Below are 24370 nucleotides of genomic sequence, written 5' to 3' on the forward strand. Positions count from 1 at the left end.
GGCCAATACAGTGGTGCCGTGACGTCACCACAGATCGCGCTCACCGTCCGGCACACGCCCTCCGCGCTCGACGCTCGGCGCGGGGTGGTCCGGCTCCACCCCGAGGTACTCGACGCGCTCGGCCTTCGCGAATGGGATGCCGTGCGGCTCACCGGTGCGAGGGTCAGCGCCGCGCTCGCCGCGCCCGCTGTCGACGGCGTGCCGGGAGTCGTACTCGTCGACGACGTCACCATGGCCAACCTCGGTGTCCAGGAGGGCGCCGAGATCGTCGTCGCTCCGTGCGAGGTCACCGTCGCGCGGACGGTCGTCGTCTCCGGCTCCCGGATCGCCAGCATGTCGCTGAACCCGCACACGCTGCGGCTCGCGCTCATCGGCAAGGTGCTCACCATCGGCGACGCGGTCTCGCTGCTGCCCCAGGACCTCGCTCCCCCTCCCGGCTCCGACGTCTCGACGGTCAGGGGACAGCTTTCGAGGGCCATCGGTGCTTCCTGGACGAGTGAGCTGCTGACCGTCACCGCGACCGAACCATCCGGGACCGTCGTCGTTGGACAGTCCACTGTGGTGAGCTGGCGGGGTTCGGAGGTCGCGAGGACCGAGCCGAACCCGGTGCCGTCCGCCGCATCCGAGACCACCGTGATCGCCGCGGCGGAAGAGGAACCGCTCGACGTCGAGATCGTCGAGGACGAGTCCGTTCTCGACGAACCACCGCCCATCGCCGACCTCGCCGGTTCAACCGGCGCGGCGCGCAGGCTCGGCGAATGGTTCGATCTCGCGTTCCACCGGCCGGAGCTGCTCGCCAAGCTCGGCACCTCGGGCAGGCTCGGGGTGCTGGTCTCCGGCCCGGAAGGGGCGGGAAAGGCGACGCTGGTCCGTTCGGTCGCGCACGCGGAGAAGATCAGGGTCGTCAGCGTCGCGGCCCCCTCCATCGCCGTGCTGGAACCGAAGTCGGCGCTCGCGCAGATATCCGAAGCCGTCAGGCGAACCACCTCGGGCGAAGGAGCAGGCGTACTGCTCGTCACCGACATCGACGCGTTGCTGCCAGCCTCGTCGCCCCCTCCGGTGGCGACCGTCGTGCTCGACCGCCTGGGCGAGGCACTCGGCAACGAGGACTTCGCGCTGGTGGCCACGACGGCGCACCCCGAGTCGGTCGATCCGAGGCTGCGTACCGTCGACCTGCTCGACCGGGAACTCATGGTCGGCCTTCCCGACGCGAAGACCCGGACCGAACTGCTCCGCGTCCTGCTCAGGGACACGCCGGTGGAACAAGGCATCGACTTCGGGGCGATCGCCGAACGAACGCCAGGGTTCGTCGCCGCCGACCTCGTCGCGCTGCGCAGGGACGCGGCGCTGCGGGCCGCGCTGCGGCAGCGCGATGGCGGCGGTGAGCCGAGGCTTTCCGGCCAGGACCTGCTCGACGCACTCGAATCGGTACGGCCCATTTCCATGTCGGCATCGGACACCTTGGCGACCGGTGGGCTGACGCTCGACGACGTCGGCGACATGGCCGACGTCAAGCAGTCGCTCACCGAGTCGGTGCTGTGGCCGCTGCGGTATCCCGATTCGTTCTCGCGGCTCGGCATCGCGCCGCCGAGAGGGGTGCTGCTGTACGGTCCGCCTGGCAACGGCAAGACGTTCCTGGTGAGGGCGCTCGCGGGGACGGGAGCGCTCAACGTGTTCGCCGTCAAGGGCGCCGAGCTGATGGACAAGTGGGTCGGCGAGTCCGAACGAGCGGTACGCGAACTGTTCCGCAAGGCGGCCGAGGCCGCGCCGTCGCTCATCTTCCTCGACGAAGTCGACGCGCTCGCCCCGAGGCGAGGCCAGTCGGGTGATTCGGGGGTCGCCGACCGCGTCGTCGCGGCGTTGCTGACCGAACTCGACGGGGTCGAGCCCATGAGGGACGTGGTCGTGCTCGGCGCCACCAACCGGCCGGAGTTGGTCGACCCCGCGCTGCTGAGGCCGGGGCGACTGGAGCGGCTCATCTACGTGCCGCCGCCGGACGAGGAGGCGAGGGTCGCCATCCTCAAATCGACGGCGCGCAACACCCCGCTGGCCTCCGATGTCGACCTCGCCGAGGTGGCGTCCACTTTGGATGGTTATTCGGCTGCCGATTGTGCGGCGTTGATCAGGGAGGCGGCGTTGACCGCGATGCGCGAATCCCTTGAGGCGGCCGAGGTCACGGCAAGCCATCTCGCCGAGGCACGCACGGTGGTGCGGCCTTCGCTCGATCCCGCCCAGCTTGCGGCGCTGGAGGAGTACGCCGCAGGCCGGTGACCCAGCTCGGCATCCAGTTGGCACAGCGCGGCGGCCGGTGCCGGGTGCCGGGTGCCGGACTGTCCATGCCGGTTGGCCGGGCGGGATGTGGGTGAGGTCCGAGGTAGCCGAGTTCTGCACTCAGGCGCGCGAGATCCGCGTCCAGGGCGTCGAGATCCGCGTCCAGGGCGTCGAAATGCGCACAGGCGTCCCGGTGCGAAGGCCCCGTTCGCACAGGCGCACGTCGCGCGCCGTGAGAAAGCCGAGAACGCGCGCTGAATCTGCGCTGAACGTGCGGGCAGGTACATCACCAAAGCCTGAACCGGACCGCCGCATTCACGTACGTGGCATGCCATCCCTGGCACGAGACATGGCAGCCGACGCCCGAGCCACAGCCCCAGCACGCAGCGCACACCCCGGCAGCTTGAATGGGAACTCGACGGTCCGGATGCGGGACTCGGCGCCCTGGACGCGCATCTCACTGCCCTGAGCGCAGACCTCGACGGCCCGGGTGCAGAACTCGGCAGCCGGAGTGCAGATCTCGGCGCCCAGGGTGCGGATCTCGACGGGCTGGGTGCGGGACTCGCCGGGCGAGCCGACCCCAGGCCCGGCACGGCAGGCCCCAGGTCCCTCGGGGGCTACTTGCCCCTGTTGGTTCCCTCGAAGTCCTTGGTGACGATCACGATGACGCCGGGGCTGGATTCGGCAATACCCTCGAACCTCGGCTCGACCCGCATCCCGAACTTGTCCGCCAGTTCGCGCGCCGCCTGCTCCTCGTCGGTTCCCTGCCGGAAGTACACGGTCGTCGTCGGGATGACCCCGGCCGAGTAGTTGGCGGTCTCGACGACGTTCCAGCCCTGCGCCGTGAAGTCACCGGCCGCGTCCTGCGCCAGGCCCTTGATGGTGCTGTTGTTGTAGACCCGGACGGCGACCGATTTCACCGACGCGGGCTTGTCGTCGCCCTGCTCACCTTGCGGGGGACGGCTCGGCTCACCGCTCTGGCTCGGCGAAGCGGGCGCACTGCTGGGCGCCGACGGCGACGAAGGGGCTGGTGATGAAGGCTCCGTGTCGTCCTGCGACTCCGAAGGCGAGCCCTGCCTGCCATCAGTCTCGGAGGTCGACGTCTGCGAAGCCGTCGGCTCGGCACGTTCATCGCTGGGGCTTCCGTTGCCGACAAGGGTGACTCCACCGATCACGGCCGCGACGACGGCGACCGCGAGCAGTCCGAGACCGGCGGCACGCATCGGCCGTGACAGTCCGTCGAAGATGCTCATGGCAGTTCAATCCCCAACCGCCGCGCCGCGCGGGTGCGCTGCCTCGCGGCGCGCACCTTCCTGAGTCGCTTGACCAACATCGGATCCGCGCGCATGGCTTCTTGCTTGTCGACAAGCCGATTCAGAATCTGGTAATAGCGGGTCGGCGACATGCCGAACAGCTCGCGAATGGCCTGCTCTTTGGCGCCCGCGTATTTCCACCACTGCCGTTCGAAGGCGAGCACTTCCTGCTCACGCTGGGAAAGGGCGTCCGCCGACTGCCCAGCCGACGCGGGCGGGGACGGCCGGCCCATCGACTCCGCGGCGTCCATCTGGCTCCTCGCAATCCCGGCGAAATCACACTACTGTCGTTCCGCTGCGCCATTAGATCACGCGGGTACGACAGTTGCCCGAACCATGCCCGGCGCGTCTCAGTGCACGATCTCGGTAGCATGACGGGTCGTGACCGTTCACCCCATCACCATCGTCGGCGAACCCGTTCTGCACACGCCGACCCGCGAGATCGAGACGTACGACGACGAACTCAAGACCCTCGTCGACGACATGTTCGAGACGATGTACGCGGCGGAGGGCGTTGGTCTCGCCGCCAACCAGATCGGCCTCGGCCTGCGGGTCTTCGTGTACGACTGCCCCGACGACGAGGGAGTCCGGCACAAGGGCGTCGTGGTCAACCCCAAGCTGGAGACCAGCGAGATCCCGGAAACGATGCCCGACCCCGACGACGACTGGGAGGGCTGCCTCTCCGTCCCCGGTGAGTCGTTCCCGACCGGAAGAGCCTCGTGGGCGAAGGTCACCGGTTTCGATGTCGAAGGCCAGCCGATCGAGGTCGAAGGCACCGGCTACTTCGCGCGTTGCCTCCAGCACGAGACGGATCACCTCGACGGCTACATCTACCTCGACCGGCTGGTCGGCCGAAATGCCCGCGCCGCGAAGAAGATGGTGAAGGCCAACGACTGGGGTGTGCCCGGCAACACCTGGCTTCCCGGCGCCGAGGCCAAGCGCTGACCCCTGTCTGCCGATCATGGCTTCGACCGCGATATCCGTTGGCACGCCATGGGTCGGCCAACGGGACGCGCTGACGCCACCCGAACGGCACCGTTGTCACGCGAGCGGCTCGGCACCCGTCTCGAATCGCCTCCGAGCTTCGGATGCGCCTTCAGCCCACCGCGAACGCGCGGCACCCTTCGCACCGGCGGGAGCACAATCGAGACAACAGGTGCAACGGTGTAATCAGCGGGGCGGGTGGTGGCGGTGTCCGATGCCGAAGCGCTCGACGCCTATTCGAGGGTGGTGAGCACCGTCGCCGCGACGGTGTCCCCGCACGTCGCGAGCGTCTCGCTAGGGAGAGGCGGCGGCTCGGCCGTCGTTTTCGACAGCGAGCACCACAAAGTCCACCTGTTGACCAACGCACACGTCGTCGGAGAGCAACGAGCGGGCAGAGCCACGTTCACCGACGGAACGGAAGCCGGTTTTCGCGTCGTCGGCACCGACCCGCTCTCCGATCTCGCCGTACTCGCGGTCGAGGGCGGCCATGGCGAGCTCCCTCCCTCGGCCACGCTGGGCAACGCCGATGAGCTGATCGTCGGGCAACTCGTCGTCGCCATCGGCAGTCCGCTCGGTTTTTCCGGTTCCGTCACGGCGGGCGTCGTGAGCGCGCTGGGCAGGGCGCTTCCGGTGACGCAGGGCAGAGCGGCGAGGGTGATCGAGGACGTGATTCAGACCGACGCTGCGCTGAACCCCGGCAACTCGGGCGGGGCGCTCGCCGACTCGGCAGGCAGGGTGGTGGGTATCAACACCGCCGTCGCGGGTTTCGGACTCGGTCTCGCCGTCCCGGTGAACCCGACGACGCGCCGCATCATCGACACCCTGCTCGTCGAAGGAAGGGTGCGCAGAGCCTATCTCGGAGTCGTCGGCGTTCCGGGTCCGCTCCCCGACGACGTCGCCGAGCGGACAGGACAACCAGCGGGACTCCGGGTGGTCGAGGTGGTGTCCGGCGGACCGGCCGCGAGAGCGGGGCTGCGCAGGGGCGACCTGGTGCTGACCGTTGGCAGGAAGAGAGTCGCCGACGCACAGGGAATCCAGCGACAGCTCTTCGCCGAGGTGATCGGAACCCCACTCGCGGTGACCGTGCTGCGCAACGGCGCCATGGTCGACGTTTTCGCGACCCCGACCGAATTGGCGGGTTGAGGTCTGCTCGCCGGCATGGCATGGTCGATGCAGACAATTACAGATCGCGGGAGCTCGCGCTTTGGCGGGCTGAGAGGGCGACTGGTGTCCGTTTCGCTGGACCCGGTGTCGCCGACCGCATGAACCTGACTGGGTAATGCCAGCGTAGGGAGTGACATTCGTTGACAGCACTGGAAAACGGCTCGGCAGACGTCAGCCTGGCGGTCACGACGGGGCCCATCACCGGTTCCCACAAGGTCTACCACGACACCGAATCCGGACTGCGGGTTCCCGCGAGGCGGATCGAGCTTTCCAACGGGGAACATTTCGACACCTACGACACGTCCGGCCCTTACACCGACGAGGACGCGACCATCGATGTCCACAGTGGACTTCACCCGCTCAGGGCTGGATGGAGCAGGGGCGATGAGCATCGCACCCAGCTCGGCTGGGCGAAAGCCGGTGTGATCACAAGGGAAATGGAGTTCATTGCCGCCCGTGAGCGGGTCGAGCCCGAGTTCGTACGCACCGAGGTGGCCGCTGGAAGGGCCGTCATTCCGGCCAACCGGAAGCATCCCGAATCCGAGCCGATGATCATCGGCAAGAACTTCCTCGTGAAGATCAACGCCAACATGGGCAACTCGGCCGTCTGGTCCTCTGTCGAGGAAGAGGTCGACAAGATGGTGTGGGCAACGCGGTGGGGCGCCGACACCATCATGGATCTCTCGACGGGCAAACGGATTCACGACACTCGTGAATGGATCATGCGTAACTCCCCGGTTCCCGTCGGGACGGTGCCGATCTACCAGGCGCTGGAGAAGGTCGACGGCGAACCCGAAAAGCTGAGCTGGGAAATCTACCGGGACACCATCATCGAGCAGTGCGAGCAGGGCGTCGACTACATGACGGTGCACGCCGGTGTGCTGCTGCGCTACATCCCGCTCACCGCCGCCCGCGTCACCGGAATCGTCTCGCGAGGCGGTTCGATCATGGCGGCCTGGTGCCTCGCGCACCACCGGGAATCGTTCCTCTACACGCATTTCTCCGAGTTGTGCGAGATCCTTCGCGAGTACGACGTGACGTTCTCGCTCGGTGACGGGTTGCGGCCGGGCTCCATCGCCGACGCCAACGACCGCGCCCAGTTCGCCGAACTGGAGACGCTCGGCGAGCTGACCCACATCGCGAGGGCACACGACGTGCAGGTCATGATCGAGGGTCCTGGTCACGTACCGATGCACAAGATCAAGGAGAACGTGGAGCTGGAGGAGAAGCTCTGCGGCGAGGCTCCCTTCTACACGCTCGGCCCGCTGGCAACCGACATCGCGCCCGGCTACGACCACATCACCTCGGCCATCGGCGCCGCTCAGATCGGCTGGTACGGAACGGCCATGCTCTGCTACGTCACGCCGAAGGAACACCTGGGACTGCCCAACAGGGACGATGTGAAGACCGGTGTCATCACCTACAAGATCGCCGCGCACAGCGCCGATCTCGCGAAGGGGCACCCCTACGCGCAGGAATGGGACGACGCGCTGTCGAAGGCGCGGTTCGAGTTCCGCTGGACCGACCAGTTCAACCTCTCACTCGACCCGGACACCTCGCGTGCCTTCCACGACGAGACGCTGCCGGCCGAACCGGCCAAGACAGCGCACTTCTGTTCGATGTGCGGGCCGAAGTTCTGTTCGATGCGCATCACGCAGGACGTGCGCAAGTACGCCGAGGAGAACGGTCTTTCGACGGTCGAGGCGATCGAGGCCGGTATGAAGGAGAAGTCCGAGGAGTTCGGCGAGCACGGCAACAAGGTCTATCTGCCCGTGGTCGGCAACCCATGACCGCGACGCCGAAGACAGCGCTCACGATCGCGGGTTCGGATTCCGGCGGCGGCGCCGGAATCCAGGCCGATCTGAGGACGTTCTTCGCCTGCGGGGTACACGGGATGACCGCGATCACGGCGGTGACCGTGCAGAACTCGCTGGGAGTGCAGGGTTTCACCGACATCCCTTCCGATGTCGTCGCCGCGCAGATCAAGGCGGTTGCCGGTGACATGGGCGTCGACGCGGCGAAAACCGGCATGCTGGCAACGGCCGAGATCATCAGAACCGTCGCGAAGACGCTCGACGAGGTCCACATCGGAGGAGCCGAAGGAGCACCCTTCGTCGTCGATCCGGTCGCGGCTTCCATGCACGGCGACGCGCTGCTGAGGGAAGAGGCACTGGAGGCGATCCGCACCGAGTTGTTCCCGAGGGCAACGCTCGTCACACCGAACCTGGACGAGGTGCGGCTGCTCACCGGGGTCGAGGTGAAGGGGCCGGAGAGTCAGCGGGAGGCGGCACGAGCGCTACTTACCTTTGGGCCCCAGTGGGTTCTGGTCAAGGGCGGGCATCTCTACGACAGTCCTCGATGCGTCGACCTGCTTTCCGACGGCGCGCGGTTCATCGAACTAGAAGGGCCGCGACATCCGACGGAGCACACCCACGGCGGTGGCGACACGATGGCCTCCGCGATCACCGCGTCGCTCGCGAAAGGACTCGGCGTGCCCGACGCGGTCGCCGAAGGCAAGCGATTCATCGAAAGGGCCGTCGAGGAGTCGTATCCGCTCGGCGAGGGCGTCGGACCGGTCTCACCGTTCTGGCGGCTCGCCGACGGCGACTGATTCGGTGAACAGCCTTCCCCGGTAACCGTTTCGCACGGTACGGACGGCCACTGTCGCCCACGCGCCGACCAGCGCGGCGTACAGCACGCAGGCCGTGACGGCGAAGAGTCCGGTGTGGACTCTGGCATCGAGTGTGCTTGCTCCGGTGACGACGGTGCCGAGCGGGAAGGTGAAGCTCCACCAGGTCAAGGCGAACGGCAGCCGGTTACGGAATGCCCTGACGGTGAGCGCGGTCGCCAGCGCGAGCCAGATCAGCGCGAAGCCGAAGGCCGGGACGCCGTAGAGGAGCCCGAACGCGTCCGCGGCCTTCGCGTAGGGGTCGCCGAGAACCGGTTGCGCCGCGTCGGCGAGCAGGTTGGCGGCCGTCACCGACTGCCCGAGCGGACCGAGCACGATCCACACGGTCGGCGTGTTGGTGAGCGTTCCGGTCTTGCGCAGCACCAGGCGCTGCCAGATCTGCGGCAGGACACACAACGTCGCGAAGAGACTGATGCCGAACATCGCGTAGCACGCGAACAGCAGTGTGCGCTGGGCTTCCCCTTCCGGCACGTGCGGAACGAGCAGCGCTCCCGTCGCGGCCGACACCATCGGCGGAACGACGGGCATGAGCCAGGCCGCGAACACGTTGCCGATCCCCAGTTCGAAGCCGGTCATCATCCGGAAGGGAATCCACACCGTGGTCGCGATGCCGAGCACCGCACCCGCCGTCCACAGGATCACATCGACGGTGACCGCGGCGTCAAGCCCAATCCAATCCTTGCCGAGCAACAACGTTCCGGTACCGACGGTGGTCAGCGCCATCGGCGGCGCGCCCCAGAACTGAGCCATCCCCGGATGTCCGGAATGCCCCTTCGCGGTGGCCGGATGCCTGATCCAGTGCACGAGCCACGCCGCGCTCAGCCCGACGAGCAGCAGTGCCGCGAGCGCCCAGACCACGGTCGCGGCAACGCGGAATCCCGTGAACTGGAGCGGCAGGGTCACGGCAGCGTTGGCGACGATTCCGGTGCCCATGACCGAGGCGAACCAGTTGGGCCCCAGCAACGCGAAAACCCTGGCGGGGTGGTCGAGATCACGCAGCGGGCCACGGCGGAGTCGGGTGGTGCCGGTTCCGGTCTGCCGGAGCGACACCGCCATCGCGCCGTTGCCACCTCCAGTTCAGCCACTCGACGATTTCCGCCTCAAGCAGCATAGACCCGTTCGTACACAGGGAAAATCCGGGCGGCGGCCCATTGGCGGCGATTTGTCCATTATGGAATGGAAGGCTTCCGGATCCGGAAAAGGGGCACCGGCTGGCTCCGTCAGCACCACGCGAGCGACACTGGATCACATGAGCCAAGCCCAACCGCCCGCCGCGCTGACCATCGCCGGATCCGACTCCGGCGGCGCGGCAGGGCTACAGGCCGACCTGCGGACGTTCCTGACGTGCGGCGTCCACGGGCTCGTCGCGGTCACCGCGGTCACCGTGCAGAACACGCTCGGGGTCCACGACAGGACCGACATCCCGGCTGGGATCGTCGCGGCACAAATCGAGGCCGTTGCCGCCGACATGGGCGTACAGGCGGTCAAGACGGGCATGCTCGCCTCCGGCGAGATCATCAAGGCCGTCGCCGGCGCCTGCGACAAGGCGAGGATCGGCAAGGACGCTGACGTGCCCTTCGTCGTCGACCCCGTCGCCGCGTCGATGCACGGGCATCCGCTGTTCGACGAGGCCGGGCTCGCGGCGCTGCACGACGAGTTGCTGCCGAGGGCGACGATCGTCACACCGAATCTGGACGAGGTCCGGTTGCTCACCGGCATCACGGTCACCGACCGCGACCGGATGCGGGACGCGGCGGTAGCGCTGCACGCGCTGGGGCCTCGGTATGTGCTGGTCAAAAGCGGGCATTTGGTCGAGGACCCGGAATGCGTCGACGTTCTCTACGACGGCGAGACGTTCACCGAACTGCCAGGCCCCCGGTTCTCCACGCCGCACACCCACGGCGCGGGTGACGCCATGGCCGCCGCGCTCACGGCCGGTCTCGCCCGCGGCATGACCGTCGAGGACGCCGCGAAGCTCGGAAAGTGGTTTGTCAGCAACGCTGTCCGGCACTCCTACCCGATGGGCGCGAAGGTCGGCCCGGTTTCGGCCTTCTGGAGACTCGCACCGGAATAGGATGCGCCGCGTGACTTTTCGCGAGCGGCTACGGCAACTGATCGAAGACCGGCGCTTCCAGAACTTCATCATCGCCGTCATCATCTTCAACGCGGTGACGCTTGCCCTTGAGACGTCTCGCGGGCTGCTCGCCGACATCGGTGGCTTACTGCACACGCTCGACTACATCGCGCTGACGATCTTCGTGCTGGAACTGCTCGCGAAGTTCTACGTGTACGGCAAGGACTTCTTCCGCGATCCGTGGAACGTGTTCGACACGGTCGTCGTCAGCATCGCGCTCATTCCGGCGACGGGACCGTTCGCGGTGCTGAGGGCGCTGCGGATCCTGCGGGTGCTTCGGCTGGTCTCGCTCGTCCCCTCGATGCGCAAGGTCGTCGCGGGCCTGCTCGCCGCCGTTCCGGGGATGGCGTCTATCGCGGCGCTGCTCGGACTCGTCATCTTCGTCGCCGGGGTCATGGCGACGAAGCTCTTCGGCGGCATCGCGCCCGACGACTTCGGCGGTCTCGGCACGTCGCTGTTCACGTTGTTCCAGGTGATGACCGGTGAGGCATGGCCTGACATCGCCAAGGCGATCATGGAGGAAGCGCCGCTCGCCTGGATCTTCTTCGTCGTCTACATCCTCGTTTCCAGCTTCGCCGTGCTCAACCTGTTCATCGCGGTCATCGTGAGCGCGATGGAGGACCAGTTGCGCGACGAGATGAAGGCGGAGGAGGAGCGGCAAGCCGCCGAACAGCTCGCCGTCAACACCGAAATCCTCGGTGAGCTGAGGGCATTGCGCGCGGAAGTAGCGGAACTAAGACAACGCCAACCGGACCCGACCTAAGCGGCGTAGCCGCTTCAAGTGGGCCGTCACCCGGCACCGAAGCAAGCCGCCACCAACGAACTCAGTCGTCGTCGGTGAGGAGGGCTTCGAGGGCGGGGAGGGCGGCGACGAGGGCGGCTCGATGTTCTGGGGCGAGCCGGTCGATGCGGACGTTCAGTTCGTGGATGCGCGTCGAGCGAACACCGGAGAGCATCCGTTGCCCCTCGGGAGTCACCGTGGCGAGCCATGCCCTCCGGTCGGCTGGATCGGATTCCCTGCTCACGTATCCCGCCTCGACGAGTGACGAGACGATCCTCGACATGGTCGCCGCGGCTACGCCTTCCTTCGCCGCGAGATCGCCGAGCCGGAGCTGCCCGTAGGCGGCGAGCGTCGCCAGCGCGGAGATCGAACCGTGCCCCGGCCCTGGCGAGCCTGCCTGACGCAGTGACCGCGAGAGCCTACCGATCGCCAGGAACAACCTGCCGGGGACATCCTGCGACGACGTGGTCACCTAGAGCTCCTTCGGTACCCGCACGGCCTGAATTGCGGATCACCCTACGTTGCGGGGTGCTCGCACGTGCCGGAACCCGGCTCAGCGTGGCGGGCTGGAAGCCTGCGCCCAGAACCGGCGAGGAACCCGCCCCGCCTCCCGCGCGAGCCGCCCCGATTCGACGGCAAGCCGCATGGCGCGGGCCATCCGTTCCGGATCCTGCGCCCTCGTGACCGCCGTGGAGAGCAGCACGGCCGAACAGCCCAGCTCCATGGCCAGCGCCGCGTCGGACGCGGTGCCGATTCCCGCGTCGAGCACGATCGGAACCCCTGCCCTCGCGACGATCAGCTCGATGTTGTGCGGATTGCGAATACCGAGCCCGGTGCCGATGGGTGCACCGAGCGGCATCACGGCCGCACAGCCCGCCTCCTCCAACCGCAACGCGATCACCGGATCGTCGCCCGTGTAAGCGAGCACGGTGAAGCCGTCGGCGACGAGTTGTTCAGCGGCGTCAAGGGTCTCGGACGGCTCGGGGAGCAGCGTGCGGTCGTCGGCGTGGACTTCGAGCTTGATCAGGTCGGTTCCCAGCGCTTCCCTCGCGAGTTTCGCGGTCAGCACGGCCTCGGCCGCGCTTCGGCAACCTGCCGTGTTCGGCAGCAGCCGGATCCCGAGTGTGCGCAACAGATCCAGCACACCGGTACCACCGTCCACATCGGCCCTGCGCATGGCGACGGTGGTGAGCTCCGTTCCGGAGGCCACGAGCGCGCGTTCGAGCACGCTCAGGTTGCTCGCGCCTCCCGTTCCGATGATCAGCCGGGAATCGAGCTCGTAGGTACCGATGCGCAACGGGTCAGCCGTGCTCGCGGGCGCGGTCGATTCGGTGGTCATCTCTACCCTCCCTGTACGGCGGTGAGGATTTCGAGGCGCGCGCCGTCGGCGACGACGATCTCGGTCCAGCGGCCTCGCTGGACCACCTCACCTTCGAGCGCGACGGCGACGCCCTGCCTTGTGGTGCCGAGTTCGGTGAGCAGTTCCGCGACGGTACTTCCGTCACGGAACTCCCGAAGGTCTCCGTTCACGTGAACGCGCATCACACCTTCTCCCTGTGCGTTGTGTCGGTTGCGCTCCCGCGCAGTGGATCGGCGGCGGCGGTCCCCTTCGGCGGTGATTCACCGCCGAGCCAGGCAAGCACGGCGTCGGCGGTCACCGGTGCGAGCAGCAGACCGTTGCGGTGGTGTCCCGTCGCCGCGAAGACGCCGTCGGTGAGTTCACCGAGGTAGGGCAGGTTGTCGGCGCTCGCCGCACGTGGCGCGGCAGCGGTCTCGACGAGTTCGTACTCCGCGATGCCTGGAAAGATCCGTTCCGCTCCTTCCAGCAACTCCCGCACTCCACGCGCGGTGACGGCGGTGTCGAAGCCCGCCTCGTACTGGGTGGCGCCGAGCACCAGCTCACCTCCGGCGCGGGGCACGAGGTACACCGGCCGTCCCTCGACGAAGGCGCGCACGGTGCGTGAGGGCGGTGGCAGCGCGCCTCTTCTGGTCCGCATCCGGAGGATTTCCCCCTTCAGCGGGCGCACCCTGCCCGCGAGCGCGGCCGACAGTCCACCGCTCCACGCACCGGCCGCGAGGACGACCGCGTCGAAAGCACGTTCACCTCCGGCGGCACGTACGCGAGACGACGTCAGTTCCGAAACGGGTTCGGTGACGAAGGTGCCCCCGTTGGCGCGGGTCGCGTCGATGAGCGCGCCGAGCAGCTTGCGGTTGTCGACGGCGAGGTCACCCGGCACGAGCAGCCCGGCCCTCACCGAGGCGGAAAGCCCTGGTTCCTCGCGCCGCAGCGCCCTCCCGCTGACGAACGTCGCCTCTCTGCCCAGCTCACGCAGGTACTCGGCGAGTGTTCCGAGTTGTTCGGCATCGGCATGGTCGAACGCGGCGACGACGGTGCCATTCAGCGAGAGCCCAGGATCGAATCCCTCGCGAGCGAGGTCGGCGGCGAAGGCGGGCCAGCGGCGCAGCGATTCCTCGCCGAGTTCGAGTACGGGCTCGTCACCCGGCCACGCCTCGGTCACCGGCGCGAGCATGCCGCCGGCGACCCAGGAGGCCCCCCGTGCGGGCGCGGGGTCGAACACGGTGACGCGGCAACCGGCGGCGCTGGCCTTCCATGCGATGGCAAGCCCGATGACACCGGCGCCGACGACCGCCAGTCCGGGATTTCCTTTCATGAGATCACGCTCCCTGCGCCGGCATGATCCGGATCAGGTTCCACGGTCGGAGCGGCAGCTCCCTCTCAGCCCGTCGCCAGGGCTCCCGTGCGGACGCCCCCCACGGTACAGGGACGTACTACGGTGACGCCATGCCTGGCCTCAGCGGTGATCAGATCCGGAAACGTCTCTCGAACGCCCGCCTCTACCTGTGCACGGACGCGAGGCGCTCACGTGGTGATCTCGCCGAATTCGCCGACGCCGCACTGCGAGGCGGCGTCGACATCATCCAGCTTCGCGACAAGAGCGGTGGCGAACCACTTGAGGCGAAGGAGGAAATCGCCGCGCTTGAGGTGCTCGCGGCGGCCTGCGAGAAGCACGGTGCGCTGCTGTCCGTCAACGACAGGTCGGACATCGCCTACGCCGTCGGAGCCGACGTGCTCCACCTCGGCCAGGACGACCTCCCCGTTCCGGTCGCCCGCGAGCTGCTCGGGGACGGGCCGGTGATCGGCCGCTCGACCCACTCGCTCGACCAGGCGCTGGCAGCGGCGAAAGAGGAGGGCGTCGACTACTTCTGCGTCGGCCCGTGCTGGCCGACTCCCACGAAACCGGGCCGGTCCGCGCCTGGCCTCGAACTGGTGAGGGCGGTCGGTACCGAGGTACCGACCGCCCTGCCGTGGTTCGCCATCGGCGGTATCGATCTCGACCGCCTGCCTCAGGTTCGCGAGGCAAGCGCCTCCCGGGTCGTCGTGGTCAGGGCCATCACCGAGGCGAGCGATCCAGCCGAGGCCGCCTCGGCGCTTCGTTCGGCACTCACGGCACCGCGTTCGGTGTGACCTCGGCGCCGCCGCCCGTTCCCGACCCGTCCTCGATGTCGGCAGGCGGAGACTCGGGGGCCTCGGACTGGCTGGAAGGGCTCTCCCTCGTCGGGGTCTGCTCCGTCGAGCTCGACTCACCGGGTTGCTGCGACTCGCTGGTCGGCGCGGGGCTTTCCGGAGACTCGCTCGTCGTGGCCGGCGCCTGCTGGGTCGGCGTCTGCTGCTGGTCGGGGCTCTCTTCCCGGTGCTCGTCACCGCCCGTCGTTCCAGAGCCCTTGCCGACGAGCTGGCCGACCGTGCTGCCCTGTCCTCCGGAAACGGACTTGCCCGTGATTCCCTCGACGCCGGTGATGACGGCCATGCCGATGACGAAGGCGACCGCGCTGGTACCCACGATGAGCGGCCAGCGTCGCTTCCACCACGCGGCGTTGAACGCCTTCCTCCTGCCGCTCTCGTCGTCATCGGTGTCGTTCCCGCCCGGCTTGGGCAGATACACCGTCGGTGCGTCGGGATCACCGTGCGGGCTCGCCGGTACGGGGAACCGGGTTGTCGGCTGATCGATCCCGCCCGCCCTGTGCCCTTGCTTGGCCCCGGGCCCCGGCTGGGCGAGTTTGACCGTCCAGCCCTTGCCGTCGGTGATCGCCGCGCTCGCGGCGGCCTTCGCCTTCTTGGTCGCCTCTTTCGTTCCGGTGAACGAACGAAGATAGAACTCGCTGCCGACCGTTGTCAGCACGCTGATCAAGCCCGCGCCGAGTACTGTTCCGTACACGCCGAGCGACGAACCGAGAAAAGCCGCCGTGACAGCGGCAAGCGCCGCCGCCGCGACCTGCGCAGGTCTGAGGCCGGTTTTTTCCGTTTCCTCTTTCGCTTCTTTCGATTTCTCGTCAGTCATGATTCCGATCGCTCGCGATTGCGCTCCCCACTGCCCTACTCAACGAGTTCATCGCCGCAAACACTCCCGGCGTTGCCTGAAGTGAGCGCGGACACGCCTATCTCATCTGTCTACAGTGGACTTTCAGAATTTCACATGTTCTTGACGGGGCTGGGCATCCGAAAGCACGTTACCGCGAATTCCGAACGCGAGAACGGCTCCGACGACCAGTAGTCCAGCGCATACCCACATGGCGTCGCGCCAACCCGCCGTCAATGCAACCGGATCGGAGTAGGCGGCTCCGCTGAGCCCCGCGATCGCGGGCAACAACGCCACCGCGAGCAGATTGCCCGTCCGCGCGATCGCGTTGTTCACACCTGAGGCGACACCGGCGAGGTGGTCTGGAGCGGCGGCGAGAACGGTCGCCGTGACCGGGGCGACGACCGTCGCGAGCCCAAGGCCGAACACGACGACGGCAGGCAGCACCGTGCCGACATAGGAAGCACCGGGAACCACCCTGCGCAGCAGCAGTACCCCGGCCGCGAGCAGCAACGGCCCCACGATGAGCTGGGTGCGCGGCCCGATGCGCTGCGCGAGCGCGCCGGACCGGCCGGAGAGCACGAGCATCAGGAACGTGATGGGCAGGCTCGCCGCGCCTGCGAGCATCGGCGAGTAGCCGAGCGATCCCTGAAGTTGGAGCACCATGAGCATCAGCACGCCACCGAGCGCCGCGTAGACGACGAGCGTCAGTCCGTTCGCGAGCGCGAATGTACGGTCGGCGAAGATGGAGGGCGGGATCAGCGGCCGTCGCGAACGGAGCTGGAGCACCACGAACGCGACGAGCCCGAGAACACCGGCCACCCCGGACACCACGACGAGCGGATCGTCGAATCCCCTCGGCTTCGCCTCGACGAGCGCGGCCGTGACCCCGGCAAGGCCGATCGCGCACAGTGCCGAGGACAACACACTCGGTCGGTCGTGCCGGCGGAGCTGATCACAGGACTCGGGAACGTAGCGCCGCGCCAGCACGATGCAGACGACCGCGAGCGGGAGGTTGATGAAGAACGCGAGCCGCCACGACCACACCTGCACCAGCACGCCGCCGAGCAGCGGACCGATGGCCGCAGCGAGCCCGCCGAGTCCCGACCACGCCCCGATCGCCCTCGCCCTGTCCTCTTTGGCGAAGGTCGCTTGCAATATCGCGAGCGAGCCCGGCGTCAGCAAAGCTCCCCCGATGCCCTGTAGTACTCGCGCCGCGACGAGCAGCTCGGTGGTCGGAGCCAAACCGCACAACAACGAGGCGATGGCGAACCAGACGACCCCGATCTGAAAAACCCGCAACCTGCCGTAGCGGTCGCCGAGGGCACCGGCGATGAGGATCAGCGAGGCGAGCGAGAGCAGATATCCGTCGAGGATCCACTGGAGACCGGCGACCGAGGCCCCCAGCTCGTCACCGATCCTCGGCAGCGCGACGTTGACGACCGAGCCGTCGAGCATGGCCATTCCGGAGCCGAGGATGGTCGTGGCCAGCACGCCGCGCGCCGTGGCGCTTCCCCACCTGATGCCGGCGTTGTCCACCGGTGTCACCGGATCTGCCATCACCGCCTCCAGAGGCCGCCCTCCCGTGAGGGTGCCCGCGAACCGCGTCGCGGGCACCTCGGGTTCACGGTCTGGTGAGGGTCGTGACGAACTTGTATCGGTCGCCCCTGTAGATGGACCTGACGAACTCGACGGGCTTGCCGTCCGAACCGAACGAGTGCCGGGAGAGCAGCAGCACCGGCATTCCGACGTCGGCGCCGAGCAGTTCGGCCTCCTGCGGACCGGCCAGCGAGGTCTCGATGGTCTCCTCTGCCCTTTCCAGTTCGACGCCATACCGCTCCCGCAGCGCCGCGTAGAGCGAAGCGCCCTCGGTGAGGTGCTTGCGAAGGCCACGGAACCTTGCCGAAGGCAAGTGCGTCGTCTCCAGCGCCATCGGCTCCCCGTCGGCGAGCCGCAACCTGCGCAACCGCAGCACCTTGGCGCCGGTGCGGATGCCGAGCAGCTTGGGCAGTTCGGCCTCGGCGTGGATCTCGTCGATCTCCAGCAGGCGCGAGGACGGCTCCCTGCCCTGCGCTCGCATGTCCTCCGTGTAGGACGAGAGCTGGAGCCGCTGGGCGAGCTTCGGTTCCGCCGCGAAGGTGCCCTTGCCCTGCACCCTGTGCAGCCTGCCCTCGGCGGTCAGGTCCGCAAGTGCTTGACGAACTGTCGTGCGCGATACGTTGAATTCTCCCGCGAGCGCCCGCTCCGTGGGGATGGGCGACCCGGCAGGCAACGCTTCGAGCAGGTCGAGCAGATGCTGTTTGAGCGCCCAGTACTTCGGTTCACGCTGGCCACGCGTGCCGGGTGCCGAACCCGACCCACCGCCCGAAACCGCCTGCAACATGACCGACTCCTTCACTGAACGCCTCATACTCCACCTGCAAAGCTACCCTGCACGAAATGCATTGAACCTGGTTACTATTGGTCTAGACCTTGTCGGATGACGAGAGGGACCACTGTGATAGAGGGCAAGGCGGGCCGGAATATGACGGCTGAGATCGGCGAGCAACCCCGGATACTCGCCGAACTGGTCGAGACCCGGGCCGAGATCGCCGCCGTGGCCGAGGCCGTCGCGCGGCGGCCACCTCGCTTCGCCCTGCTGGCGGCGAGGGGTTCCAGCGACCACGCGGCCCTGTACGCCAAGTACCTGATCGAGGTACTGCTGGGGTTACCGGCCGGTTTGGTTTCTCCTTCAACGACCACACTCTACGGAGCACGGCCAGACCTCAGGGACGTACTGCTCGTCTCGGTCAGCCAGAGCGGCGGCTCCCCCGACCTGCTCGAAGTCACCGAGGCCGCCCGCGAGCGGGGCGCGCTGACCGTCGCGGTCAGCAACACCCCTGACTCGCCGCTCACGCGCGCGGCGGAACTGGCCGTCCCCGTCAAGGCAGGCGAGGAGCACGCGGTCGCCGCCACGAAGACGTATTCGGCGACGTTGCTCGCGCTCTACCTGTTCGTCGACGCCGTCCGAGGAGGCATCGGAACCGAGGTCGCCGACATCGGCCGACTCGCACAACACTCCCTCGACTCGACGGAAGCCGAAGTCGCCCGTGCCGTCGACCGGTACCGGTTCGCCGACCGCGTCATCACCACCGGCAGGGGCTACTCCTATGCGACGGCATTGGAGGCCGCGTTGAAACTCGCCGAGACGAGCTATCTCGCCACTCGCGCCTACAGTGGTGCCGACCTATTGCACGGACCGGTCGCCGCCGTCGACGAGGACACCGCGGTACTCGCGATCACCAGCGAAGGCAATGGCGGAACCGCGATGCGCGATCCGCTCGACGCGGTCGCGGCGAGAGGCGCCGACGTACTCGCCGTCGGCTCGGCCGCCTCCGCGATGAGGGCCGCCGTCCGCATCGAACTGCCGCGAACGGCAGAGGAGGTGGCGCCCATACTGGAGATACTGCCGGTACAGCGGCTCGCCCTTTCGCTCGCGCTGGCGAGGGGCTTCGACCCCGACAACCCTCGTGGCCTGCGAAAGGTGACCAAAACCCGATGAACTTCGCGATCGGCGTCGACGCGGGAGGCACCGCCTCACGAGCCGTCGCTCTCGCCGAGGACGGCACCCGCCTCGGTTCCGGTCTCGGCGGAGGGAGCAACCCGAACTCGGTACCCGCCGAGCAGGCCGCCGCGGCCGTCGCCGCTGTCATCGCCGACGCGATGCGCGGGCTCGACCCCTCGCTGCTTCGCGCGTGCGTGATCGGCATGGCCGGCACGAGCAAGCTCACCGATCCGGCTGTCGCCACGATCTTCGAGACGGCACTGCGCCCACTCGGCCTCAAGGGGAAACCCCGGTTCGTCTCCGACGCCGAGGCCGCCTTCGCCTCAGCCACCGAGGAACCCGACGGCACCGTGCTGATCGCGGGCACCGGCTCCATAGCGGGCCGGATCAGGGGAAGGCGGATGGCCTCTGTCGTCGGCGGCTATGGCTGGCTACTCGGCGACGAGGGCTCGGGGTTCTGGATCGGCAGGGAAGCCGTCCGGCGGACCCTCGACGCGCTGCACGGTGACCTCCCGCTCGGCAAGCTGGCCACGGCCGTCCTCGCCGAGGCAGGCGTGCCGCCCGACGAGACAAGGGCGGCTCACCTGCTGATCACCGCGGCCAACGCCGATCTTCCCGTTCGCCTTTCCCGGTTCGCGCCGCTGGTCAGCGACGCCGCGGCCGCCGATCCCGTCGCCAGAGACATCGTCGAGCGAGCGGCGGCTCAGCTCGTGGAAGCCGCGCTCGCGGCCCGCGAACCCGGCGAGACGACGCCGGTCGTTCTTGTCGGCAGTGTGCTCGGCAACGAGAGCCCGGTCGGTGAACTGGTCCGTGCCGACCTCTCCGACCTGCGAGTACTCGCCAGTTCAGACGGGGTCGGCGGCGCGGTGAGACTCGCGATGATCGACGCTTTCGGCGAGCACGCCGCGACGCGGCCGTCGCGTGGGGTCACAGACTGAAAACGATGCCGGACACCGGCCGATGACAGACCACAGTGGACAGACAGCCGGTTGACCTGGGCTTCCTTGTCTGACACCGATGCCGGAAAAGTGCGGTTGTCGCCTCTTCGCGCTGCGAGTTACGCCACAGCAACCCCACGGATCGGGAAAACCAGCTGCGAATACGCCCCTTGAAGGAGAAAACTATGACGTCCGATCAACCGACGGTGGCGTAGGTCGGGATTGCGGGGGCATTCTCGGTTGTTGATCGTCTAGACGCGGATTTCACAGGGCGCTCGCGGAGGGAGAGACCTCGTGTCCGAATTCAACAGCTTCGTTGCGATCGGCGACAGCTTCACCGAGGGTCTCAATGACGAGTTGCCTGACGGCAGCTTCAAGGGGTGGGCCGACCGGCTCGCGGGGATCCTCGCGAACGGACGCTCCGAGTTCCGCTATGCCAACCTCGCGCTTCGCGGCAAGATGCTCGCCGAGATCATGTCCGAGCAGCTGCCCATCGCGCTGGACATCAGGCCCGACCTCGTGACGGTGTGCGCGGGCGGCAACGACATCATCGTTCCCGGTGCCGACGTCGACGCGACGGCGGCTGCCTTCGAGGAAGGCGTCGCCGCGCTCAGGTCGAAAGGCATCGAGGTGGTCATCTTCACCGGGCCCGACACCAAGAGCATGTCGGTGATGAGCATCCTGCGGGGCAAAGTCGGCATCTACAACGCCCACCTCTGGGCGATCGCGGAGCGGCACGGCGCGCGGGTCGTGGACCTGTGGGCGATGGACGCGCTGCACGACGTCCGCGCGTGGAGCGACGACCGGCTGCATTTCACCCCGGAGGGGCACAGGCGGATCGCGCTGCGCACGGCCGAGGTGCTCGGCGTTCCCACCGAGTTCGACTGGCGCGAGCCGTGGCCGGAGTCCCCTGATCACGCGAACTGGCTCACCCTGCGCCGTTCCGACCTCGAATGGACGAGGATGCACCTGCTTCCCTGGATTCGCAGGCACCTTCGCGGCGAGTCGATGGGAGACGGACTGGCGCCGAAACGGCCGAGGCTGACCCCTCTTCTCGACCGACCGAGTACCGCTGACCTGGTGGAACGGGCCGACAACTAGGTCCTCATCTTTCGCGCGCCATGGCCGGCGCCTTTACAGTCGGTGCATGCCGGGTAACCGCCGCCTGCTCTGGCTGGTTCCGCTCGCACTGCTGGTGACGGGCGTGCTCGCCCTGCTCGGCACCTGGTCGAGCTCGGGCGGGATCCAAGCCGACCTCACGGAAAAGGCGAGGACGGCGCTCGGCTCCGAGGGGCTGCGGGCCGACGTCACCTTCGACGGCAGGGACGCCACGCTGCACGGCGTCGCGGCAGAGCAACAAGCGCGGGCCGCCGACGTCGTCGGAGCGGTCGACGGGGTCCGCGCCGTGCGACAGGCACAGGGAGCGGAACCGAGCGACGACGGTTCCACCGACACGGGCGCCGCCGACCTCAATACCGCGATCGACGAGGAACTGGCGGACGCCCCGATCACCTTCCGGCCGAACACGGCCGTGCTGACGGGAAAGGGCGAGCAGGCACTTGCCACCGTCCTCGACACAATCCGCTCGGCAGGAGACGAGGCCAAGACCTACGGCTACGAAGTGGCCGGGTACGCGGCGAAGGTCGCGGGCGGCGACCCACGTGAGTCGGCGCGCCTTTCCTCGGCGAGGGCGGACACCGTCGCGCGAAAGCTCGTCGACGCGGGAATCAGCCGCGAAAGGGTCACCACGGTCGGCAAGGGCGACGCGCCGTCGCGGGGCGAGAACGGCGACCCGGCGAAAGACCGGCGCGCTGAAATCACGGTCCGGTGAGGGGGTAGCGAGATGTGGTGGTTGTTCGGGCAGATCTGGCTCTGGCTGCTGATCGCGTTCGTGCTCGGCGCCGGTCTGACCGCGCTGGTACTGCGCGGCGGCAGGCGGACGAGCGCGGCCACGCCGGAAGGCAAGCACGAGCGGCACTGGGAGAGGAACCCGACGGCCGCGAACGAGACCACGATGATCGTGCCGCCCCCGCTGGTGCCCCCGACACCGGGTGAGGAAACCCAGTTCATCCCCACCACACCGTCCAATCAGGACACCCGGCACTGGTACGAAGCTGAGGAACCCGAACACGACGATTACGACGACTACCCCGACTATGGGGATTTCGGGGACTACGGGGATTTCGGGGAGGACGCCGACGAGGCATACGAGGAAGTCAACGGCCGTGCCCCACGGCCGGAGGGACACACCTCGACGGCCGTTCCGCTCGATGCCGTCGACGCGGGTGAGGACGAAGAGGAAGCTCCACCACCAGACCTCGGCCACCTCGCCGGCACGTTGCCGACCCGACGGGAGTGGCATACCCGCAACGAGTGGCCCGATGAGCAGGACGAGAGGGAGCGGCAGCCGCACCACGGTGGCTGAGGCACGGCTGATAAGTTCGCCTGACCAGGTCAAGGCAGGTTAGGTAAGGAAAGCTCTGGATGCCGCTCCCGCACTGGACCTCGGACAATGTCCTTCCACAGGGTCGACACCCCGCTGATCTCTCCGACCTGTACGAACGGTTTGTCTGGGACGCACCACACCGCAACGAGCGCGAGATTCTGTTCAGCGCCCTGAGCGGTTACCTCGGCGTCGTCACCCGGCTCATCCCATCGGGAAGGGCTTGGGTCAGCGGCCCGCTCACCGATCGCACCCCGGATGTCCCCTCCGACGTCGACGTCGTCTTGCTGCCCGACGAATGGGGCACGCTCAAGCGACTCGACGGTCCCGCGCGCGCGGCGCTCTACGGGATGCTCACCCTGCGCGGCGTCATCGCGGAACAACCCGCGATGTATCTGGAACAAGTGCAGCCAGTCGGCGGTCTGCTCGACGGCTTCCTGTGCCATCCGGGCGACGAGGAGGTGTGGGCCGACGCGTGGTCGCGAGGAGCCGCACCCGGGATACGCAAAGGCTTCGCGGAGGTGACCTGGTGAGTTTCCGGCAACTTTCGGAAGGCATTCCGGGAGGGACCTGGCTCGACGATCTCGCTCGCGCCTCGGCGATGGCAGCGCACGCGAAGTTCGAGCGCACGTCCCGCTCCCCGCTGCTGCGGGTGTCGATGCTCGGCTCGACCCAGCTCGACGCGTACACGTTCTCCGACATCAGCAGGGCGTTGCAGGACGCGACCGCGAAGATCGGCCACATCGTGCGCAACCCGCACGGCGAGATCACCTACGTGCAGCCCGCCGACAGGGAGAAGGCACCGCTGATCCAGCGGGGCCAGGCCGGAAACGCGATGTTCTTCGGGTTTCCTGAGACCTCCGCGCCGGACGCGCTCATCTCGGACGGCATCGAAACCCTCTCCGAACGCGCGGTGAAGGAGCTGTGCGACTTCCTTCCGGCCAACGGCTCCGACGACGGTGCGCTCGACGCCGTGCTCTTGCAGCGGGACACCGTCCGCAACGCCGTCAGCGACATCGTCAACGCGGTCAGCAAGAACTCCGGCATCGGGCTGTCCCTCATGCCGACAGCCGGCGACGAGCTCACCCGCAGCATGACGACGGAGCAGGCCAGGGTTTTGCAGGGCAGCCTGCGAGAGTCGAGGGAAGACGTCGGATACGAGACGGTCACCGGAAGGCTCGACGGTGTCCGCACGCGGCGCAGGATCTTCTACCTTGAGCGCGACACCGGCAGCACCATCCAGGGCGCGGTCGCTCCCGACCTGCTCGACGAGATCAAGCTGAACCTCGACCGTCCGGTCACGGCACGCCTGCGGGTCGTCCGCACCACGACCATCGACGGCAGGAGGGGGAGGCCGGTGTACGAGCTGCTGGAGATCCACTCCGAGACGAGCCTCTTCGACCAGGACGACTGAGCTTCCAAGGCAAGCCCAGACGAGTACGGCCCCGTGCCATCAGTCCCGATCTGATGGCGCGGGGCCGTACTCGGTTCAGCCGTTCGTCCTGACCAACGTGGTGTTAGAGCCCACCCCGAGCGAAGGAGCAACCCGCGCCACGCTGGTCACGACTACCTCATCCGTAACGTCAATGAGGTGGCGCACACAGTAGCAGGCTGTGTGAGGGCCGCTACAACCACCCCCACACAGCCGGCGACTGATCACTTAGTGTGCGTTTTCTTAAGTGGCGGAGCCGCTTGGAGCGGGCAAGCAACCCTCTCCGCAGCGGGTTCTG

General features: G+C 67.8%; 25 protein-coding genes and 1 riboswitch. Of the genes, 15 read left to right on the forward strand and 10 right to left on the reverse strand.

The window, feature by feature from the left end; all coding sequences use genetic code 11:
• The first annotated feature begins 18 nt into the window (after window positions 1-18).
• The gene (locus BAY61_RS28405) at window positions 19-2271 is read left to right on the forward strand and encodes an AAA family ATPase (protein ID WP_091803270.1); all 2253 of its coding nucleotides are present in this window, start codon (window positions 19-21) and stop codon (window positions 2269-2271) included.
• A gap of 617 nt (window positions 2272-2888) precedes the next feature.
• Here BAY61_RS28405 and BAY61_RS28410 read toward each other — a convergent pair.
• Entirely contained in the window at window positions 2889-3524 is a 636-nt protein-coding gene (locus BAY61_RS28410) for a LytR C-terminal domain-containing protein (protein WP_091803268.1), read from the reverse strand.
• Entirely contained in the window at window positions 3521-3835 is a 315-nt protein-coding gene (locus BAY61_RS28415; protein WP_091803265.1) for a DUF3263 domain-containing protein, read from the reverse strand. The genes BAY61_RS28410 and BAY61_RS28415 overlap by 4 nt, the downstream gene beginning before the upstream one ends.
• Window positions 3836-3965: 130 nt before the next feature.
• On the opposite strand from BAY61_RS28415, the gene BAY61_RS28420 reads away from it, so the two are divergent.
• The 4 genes from BAY61_RS28420 (at window position 3966) to thiD (BAY61_RS28435) (ending at window position 8343) form a co-directional block, all read left to right on the forward strand.
• A complete protein-coding gene (locus BAY61_RS28420; protein ID WP_091803261.1) occupies window positions 3966-4529 on the forward strand; it encodes a peptide deformylase in 564 nt (187 codons plus the stop codon).
• Window positions 4530-4775: 246 nt separating this feature from the next.
• Window positions 4776-5711, forward strand: a complete 936-nt coding sequence (locus BAY61_RS28425; protein WP_091803916.1) for a S1C family serine protease — start codon at window positions 4776-4778, stop codon at window positions 5709-5711.
• Window positions 5712-5872: 161 nt separating this feature from the next.
• A complete protein-coding gene (thiC, locus tag BAY61_RS28430; RefSeq protein WP_170140172.1) occupies window positions 5873-7522 on the forward strand; it encodes a phosphomethylpyrimidine synthase ThiC in 1650 nt (549 codons plus the stop codon).
• Window positions 7519-8343 (forward strand): bifunctional hydroxymethylpyrimidine kinase/phosphomethylpyrimidine kinase, encoded by an 825-nt coding sequence (gene thiD, locus BAY61_RS28435; RefSeq protein WP_091803258.1) that lies wholly within the window; start codon window positions 7519-7521, stop codon window positions 8341-8343. The genes thiC and thiD (BAY61_RS28435) overlap by 4 nt, the downstream gene beginning before the upstream one ends.
• On the opposite strand, the gene BAY61_RS28440 is transcribed toward thiD (BAY61_RS28435), so the two are convergent.
• Window positions 8311-9477 (reverse strand): TDT family transporter, encoded by a 1167-nt coding sequence (locus BAY61_RS28440; RefSeq protein ID WP_091803256.1) that lies wholly within the window; start codon window positions 9475-9477, stop codon window positions 8311-8313. The genes thiD (BAY61_RS28435) and BAY61_RS28440 overlap by 33 nt on opposite strands.
• Before the next feature lie 193 nt (window positions 9478-9670).
• Between BAY61_RS28440 and thiD (BAY61_RS28445) the strand changes: the two genes are divergently transcribed.
• Both thiD (BAY61_RS28445) and BAY61_RS28450 read left to right on the forward strand, forming a co-directional pair.
• Window positions 9671-10495, forward strand: coding sequence for a bifunctional hydroxymethylpyrimidine kinase/phosphomethylpyrimidine kinase (gene thiD, locus BAY61_RS28445; RefSeq protein ID WP_091803905.1), 825 nt, complete (start codon window positions 9671-9673; stop codon window positions 10493-10495).
• A 1-nt stretch (window position 10496) separates the two neighbouring features.
• Window positions 10497-11318, forward strand: coding sequence for an ion transporter (locus BAY61_RS28450; RefSeq protein WP_420848783.1), 822 nt, complete (start codon window positions 10497-10499; stop codon window positions 11316-11318).
• A 61-nt stretch (window positions 11319-11379) separates the two neighbouring features.
• Here BAY61_RS28450 and BAY61_RS28455 read toward each other — a convergent pair whose 3' ends face one another.
• The 4 genes from BAY61_RS28455 to thiO form a co-directional block, all read right to left on the reverse strand.
• A complete protein-coding gene (locus BAY61_RS28455) occupies window positions 11380-11808 on the reverse strand; it encodes a MarR family winged helix-turn-helix transcriptional regulator (RefSeq protein WP_091803253.1) in 429 nt (142 codons plus the stop codon).
• A gap of 81 nt (window positions 11809-11889) precedes the next feature.
• Complete coding sequence (gene thiG / locus BAY61_RS28460) at window positions 11890-12675, reverse strand: thiazole synthase (protein WP_091803251.1); 786 nt, start codon at window positions 12673-12675, stop codon at window positions 11890-11892.
• 2 nt (window positions 12676-12677) lie between these two features.
• Window positions 12678-12878, reverse strand: coding sequence for a sulfur carrier protein ThiS (gene thiS, locus BAY61_RS28465; RefSeq protein WP_091803248.1), 201 nt, complete (start codon window positions 12876-12878; stop codon window positions 12678-12680).
• Window positions 12878-14008 (reverse strand): glycine oxidase ThiO, encoded by a 1131-nt coding sequence (gene thiO, locus BAY61_RS28470; RefSeq protein WP_091803246.1) that lies wholly within the window; start codon window positions 14006-14008, stop codon window positions 12878-12880. Before thiO ends, thiS begins: the two co-directional genes overlap by 1 nt.
• Window positions 14002-14107: riboswitch (TPP riboswitch) on the reverse strand. Its footprint overlaps the gene before it by 7 nt.
• 32 nt (window positions 14108-14139) lie before the next feature.
• Here thiO and thiE point away from each other — a divergent pair.
• The gene (gene thiE, locus BAY61_RS28475) at window positions 14140-14823 is read left to right on the forward strand and encodes a thiamine phosphate synthase (protein WP_091803243.1); all 684 of its coding nucleotides are present in this window, start codon (window positions 14140-14142) and stop codon (window positions 14821-14823) included.
• Here thiE and BAY61_RS28480 read toward each other — a convergent pair.
• The 3 genes from BAY61_RS28480 to BAY61_RS28490 form a co-directional block, all read right to left on the reverse strand.
• Window positions 14801-15697 carry a hypothetical protein gene (locus BAY61_RS28480; RefSeq protein WP_091803242.1) on the reverse strand — a complete coding sequence of 299 codons (897 nt, stop codon included), beginning with the start codon at window positions 15695-15697 and terminating at the stop codon, window positions 14801-14803. The genes thiE and BAY61_RS28480 overlap by 23 nt on opposite strands.
• 123 nt (window positions 15698-15820) lie before the next feature.
• Window positions 15821-17275, reverse strand: coding sequence for an MFS transporter (locus tag BAY61_RS28485; RefSeq protein WP_091803902.1), 1455 nt, complete (start codon window positions 17273-17275; stop codon window positions 15821-15823).
• A gap of 64 nt (window positions 17276-17339) precedes the next feature.
• Window positions 17340-18098: a GntR family transcriptional regulator gene (locus BAY61_RS28490; RefSeq protein WP_091803239.1), complete on the reverse strand. Its 759-nt coding sequence runs from the start codon at window positions 18096-18098 to the stop codon at window positions 17340-17342.
• A gap of 141 nt (window positions 18099-18239) precedes the next feature.
• On the opposite strand from BAY61_RS28490, the gene BAY61_RS28495 reads away from it, so the two are divergent.
• The 7 genes from BAY61_RS28495 (at window position 18240) to BAY61_RS28525 (ending at window position 24054) form a co-directional block, all read left to right on the forward strand.
• Complete coding sequence (locus BAY61_RS28495; RefSeq protein WP_091803236.1) at window positions 18240-19256, forward strand: SIS domain-containing protein; 1017 nt, start codon at window positions 18240-18242, stop codon at window positions 19254-19256.
• Window positions 19253-20197, forward strand: a complete 945-nt coding sequence (locus tag BAY61_RS28500; protein ID WP_091803233.1) for an N-acetylglucosamine kinase — start codon at window positions 19253-19255, stop codon at window positions 20195-20197. Before BAY61_RS28495 ends, BAY61_RS28500 begins: the two co-directional genes overlap by 4 nt.
• A 294-nt stretch (window positions 20198-20491) precedes the next feature.
• Window positions 20492-21298, forward strand: coding sequence for an SGNH/GDSL hydrolase family protein (locus BAY61_RS28505; protein WP_091803229.1), 807 nt, complete (start codon window positions 20492-20494; stop codon window positions 21296-21298).
• Between the two features lie 46 nt (window positions 21299-21344).
• Window positions 21345-22028: an OmpA family protein gene (locus BAY61_RS28510; RefSeq protein ID WP_091803226.1), complete on the forward strand. Its 684-nt coding sequence runs from the start codon at window positions 21345-21347 to the stop codon at window positions 22026-22028.
• A 12-nt stretch (window positions 22029-22040) separates the two neighbouring features.
• Window positions 22041-22622 carry a hypothetical protein gene (locus BAY61_RS28515; RefSeq protein ID WP_091803224.1) on the forward strand — a complete coding sequence of 194 codons (582 nt, stop codon included), beginning with the start codon at window positions 22041-22043 and terminating at the stop codon, window positions 22620-22622.
• A gap of 59 nt (window positions 22623-22681) precedes the next feature.
• The gene (locus BAY61_RS28520; RefSeq protein ID WP_091803221.1) at window positions 22682-23173 is read left to right on the forward strand and encodes a DUF6932 family protein; all 492 of its coding nucleotides are present in this window, start codon (window positions 22682-22684) and stop codon (window positions 23171-23173) included.
• Window positions 23167-24054: a hypothetical protein gene (locus BAY61_RS28525; protein WP_091803899.1), complete on the forward strand. Its 888-nt coding sequence runs from the start codon at window positions 23167-23169 to the stop codon at window positions 24052-24054. The genes BAY61_RS28520 and BAY61_RS28525 overlap by 7 nt, the downstream gene beginning before the upstream one ends.
• Window positions 24055-24370: the final 316 nt, after the last annotated feature.

Origin of the sequence: Prauserella marina (assembly GCF_002240355.1) — a bacterium.
In the GTDB taxonomy this organism is placed as follows: Bacteria; Actinomycetota; Actinomycetes; order Mycobacteriales; family Pseudonocardiaceae; genus Prauserella_A; species Prauserella_A marina.

What these genes read in the sequence shown, in the direction of transcription:
- BAY61_RS28410 (WP_091803268.1), bottom strand. Translation starts at nt 3,524, where the DNA reads ATGAGCATCTTCGACGGACTGTCACGGCCGATGCGTGCCGCCGGTCTC.
- BAY61_RS28415 (WP_091803265.1), bottom strand. Translation starts at nt 3,835, where the DNA reads ATGGACGCCGCGGAGTCGATGGGCCGGCCGTCCCCGCCCGCGTCGGCT.
- thiD (WP_091803258.1), top strand. Translation starts at nt 7,519, where the DNA reads ATGACCGCGACGCCGAAGACAGCGCTCACGATCGCGGGTTCGGATTCC.
- BAY61_RS28440 (WP_091803256.1), bottom strand. Translation starts at nt 9,477, where the DNA reads ATGGCGGTGTCGCTCCGGCAGACCGGAACCGGCACCACCCGACTCCGC.
- thiD (WP_091803905.1), top strand. Translation starts at nt 9,671, where the DNA reads ATGAGCCAAGCCCAACCGCCCGCCGCGCTGACCATCGCCGGATCCGAC.
- BAY61_RS28450 (WP_420848783.1), top strand. Translation starts at nt 10,497, where the DNA reads ATGCGCCGCGTGACTTTTCGCGAGCGGCTACGGCAACTGATCGAAGAC.
- thiG (WP_091803251.1), bottom strand. Translation starts at nt 12,675, where the DNA reads ATGACCACCGAATCGACCGCGCCCGCGAGCACGGCTGACCCGTTGCGC.
- thiS (WP_091803248.1), bottom strand. Translation starts at nt 12,878, where the DNA reads ATGCGCGTTCACGTGAACGGAGACCTTCGGGAGTTCCGTGACGGAAGT.
- thiO (WP_091803246.1), bottom strand. Translation starts at nt 14,008, where the DNA reads ATGAAAGGAAATCCCGGACTGGCGGTCGTCGGCGCCGGTGTCATCGGG.
- thiE (WP_091803243.1), top strand. Translation starts at nt 14,140, where the DNA reads ATGCCTGGCCTCAGCGGTGATCAGATCCGGAAACGTCTCTCGAACGCC.
- BAY61_RS28480 (WP_091803242.1), bottom strand. Translation starts at nt 15,697, where the DNA reads ATGACTGACGAGAAATCGAAAGAAGCGAAAGAGGAAACGGAAAAAACC.
- BAY61_RS28485 (WP_091803902.1), bottom strand. Translation starts at nt 17,275, where the DNA reads ATGGCAGATCCGGTGACACCGGTGGACAACGCCGGCATCAGGTGGGGA.
- BAY61_RS28490 (WP_091803239.1), bottom strand. Translation starts at nt 18,098, where the DNA reads ATGTTGCAGGCGGTTTCGGGCGGTGGGTCGGGTTCGGCACCCGGCACG.
- BAY61_RS28495 (WP_091803236.1), top strand. Translation starts at nt 18,240, where the DNA reads ATGACGGCTGAGATCGGCGAGCAACCCCGGATACTCGCCGAACTGGTC.
- BAY61_RS28500 (WP_091803233.1), top strand. Translation starts at nt 19,253, where the DNA reads ATGAACTTCGCGATCGGCGTCGACGCGGGAGGCACCGCCTCACGAGCC.
- BAY61_RS28510 (WP_091803226.1), top strand. Translation starts at nt 21,345, where the DNA reads ATGCCGGGTAACCGCCGCCTGCTCTGGCTGGTTCCGCTCGCACTGCTG.
- BAY61_RS28515 (WP_091803224.1), top strand. Translation starts at nt 22,041, where the DNA reads ATGTGGTGGTTGTTCGGGCAGATCTGGCTCTGGCTGCTGATCGCGTTC.
- BAY61_RS28520 (WP_091803221.1), top strand. Translation starts at nt 22,682, where the DNA reads ATGCCGCTCCCGCACTGGACCTCGGACAATGTCCTTCCACAGGGTCGA.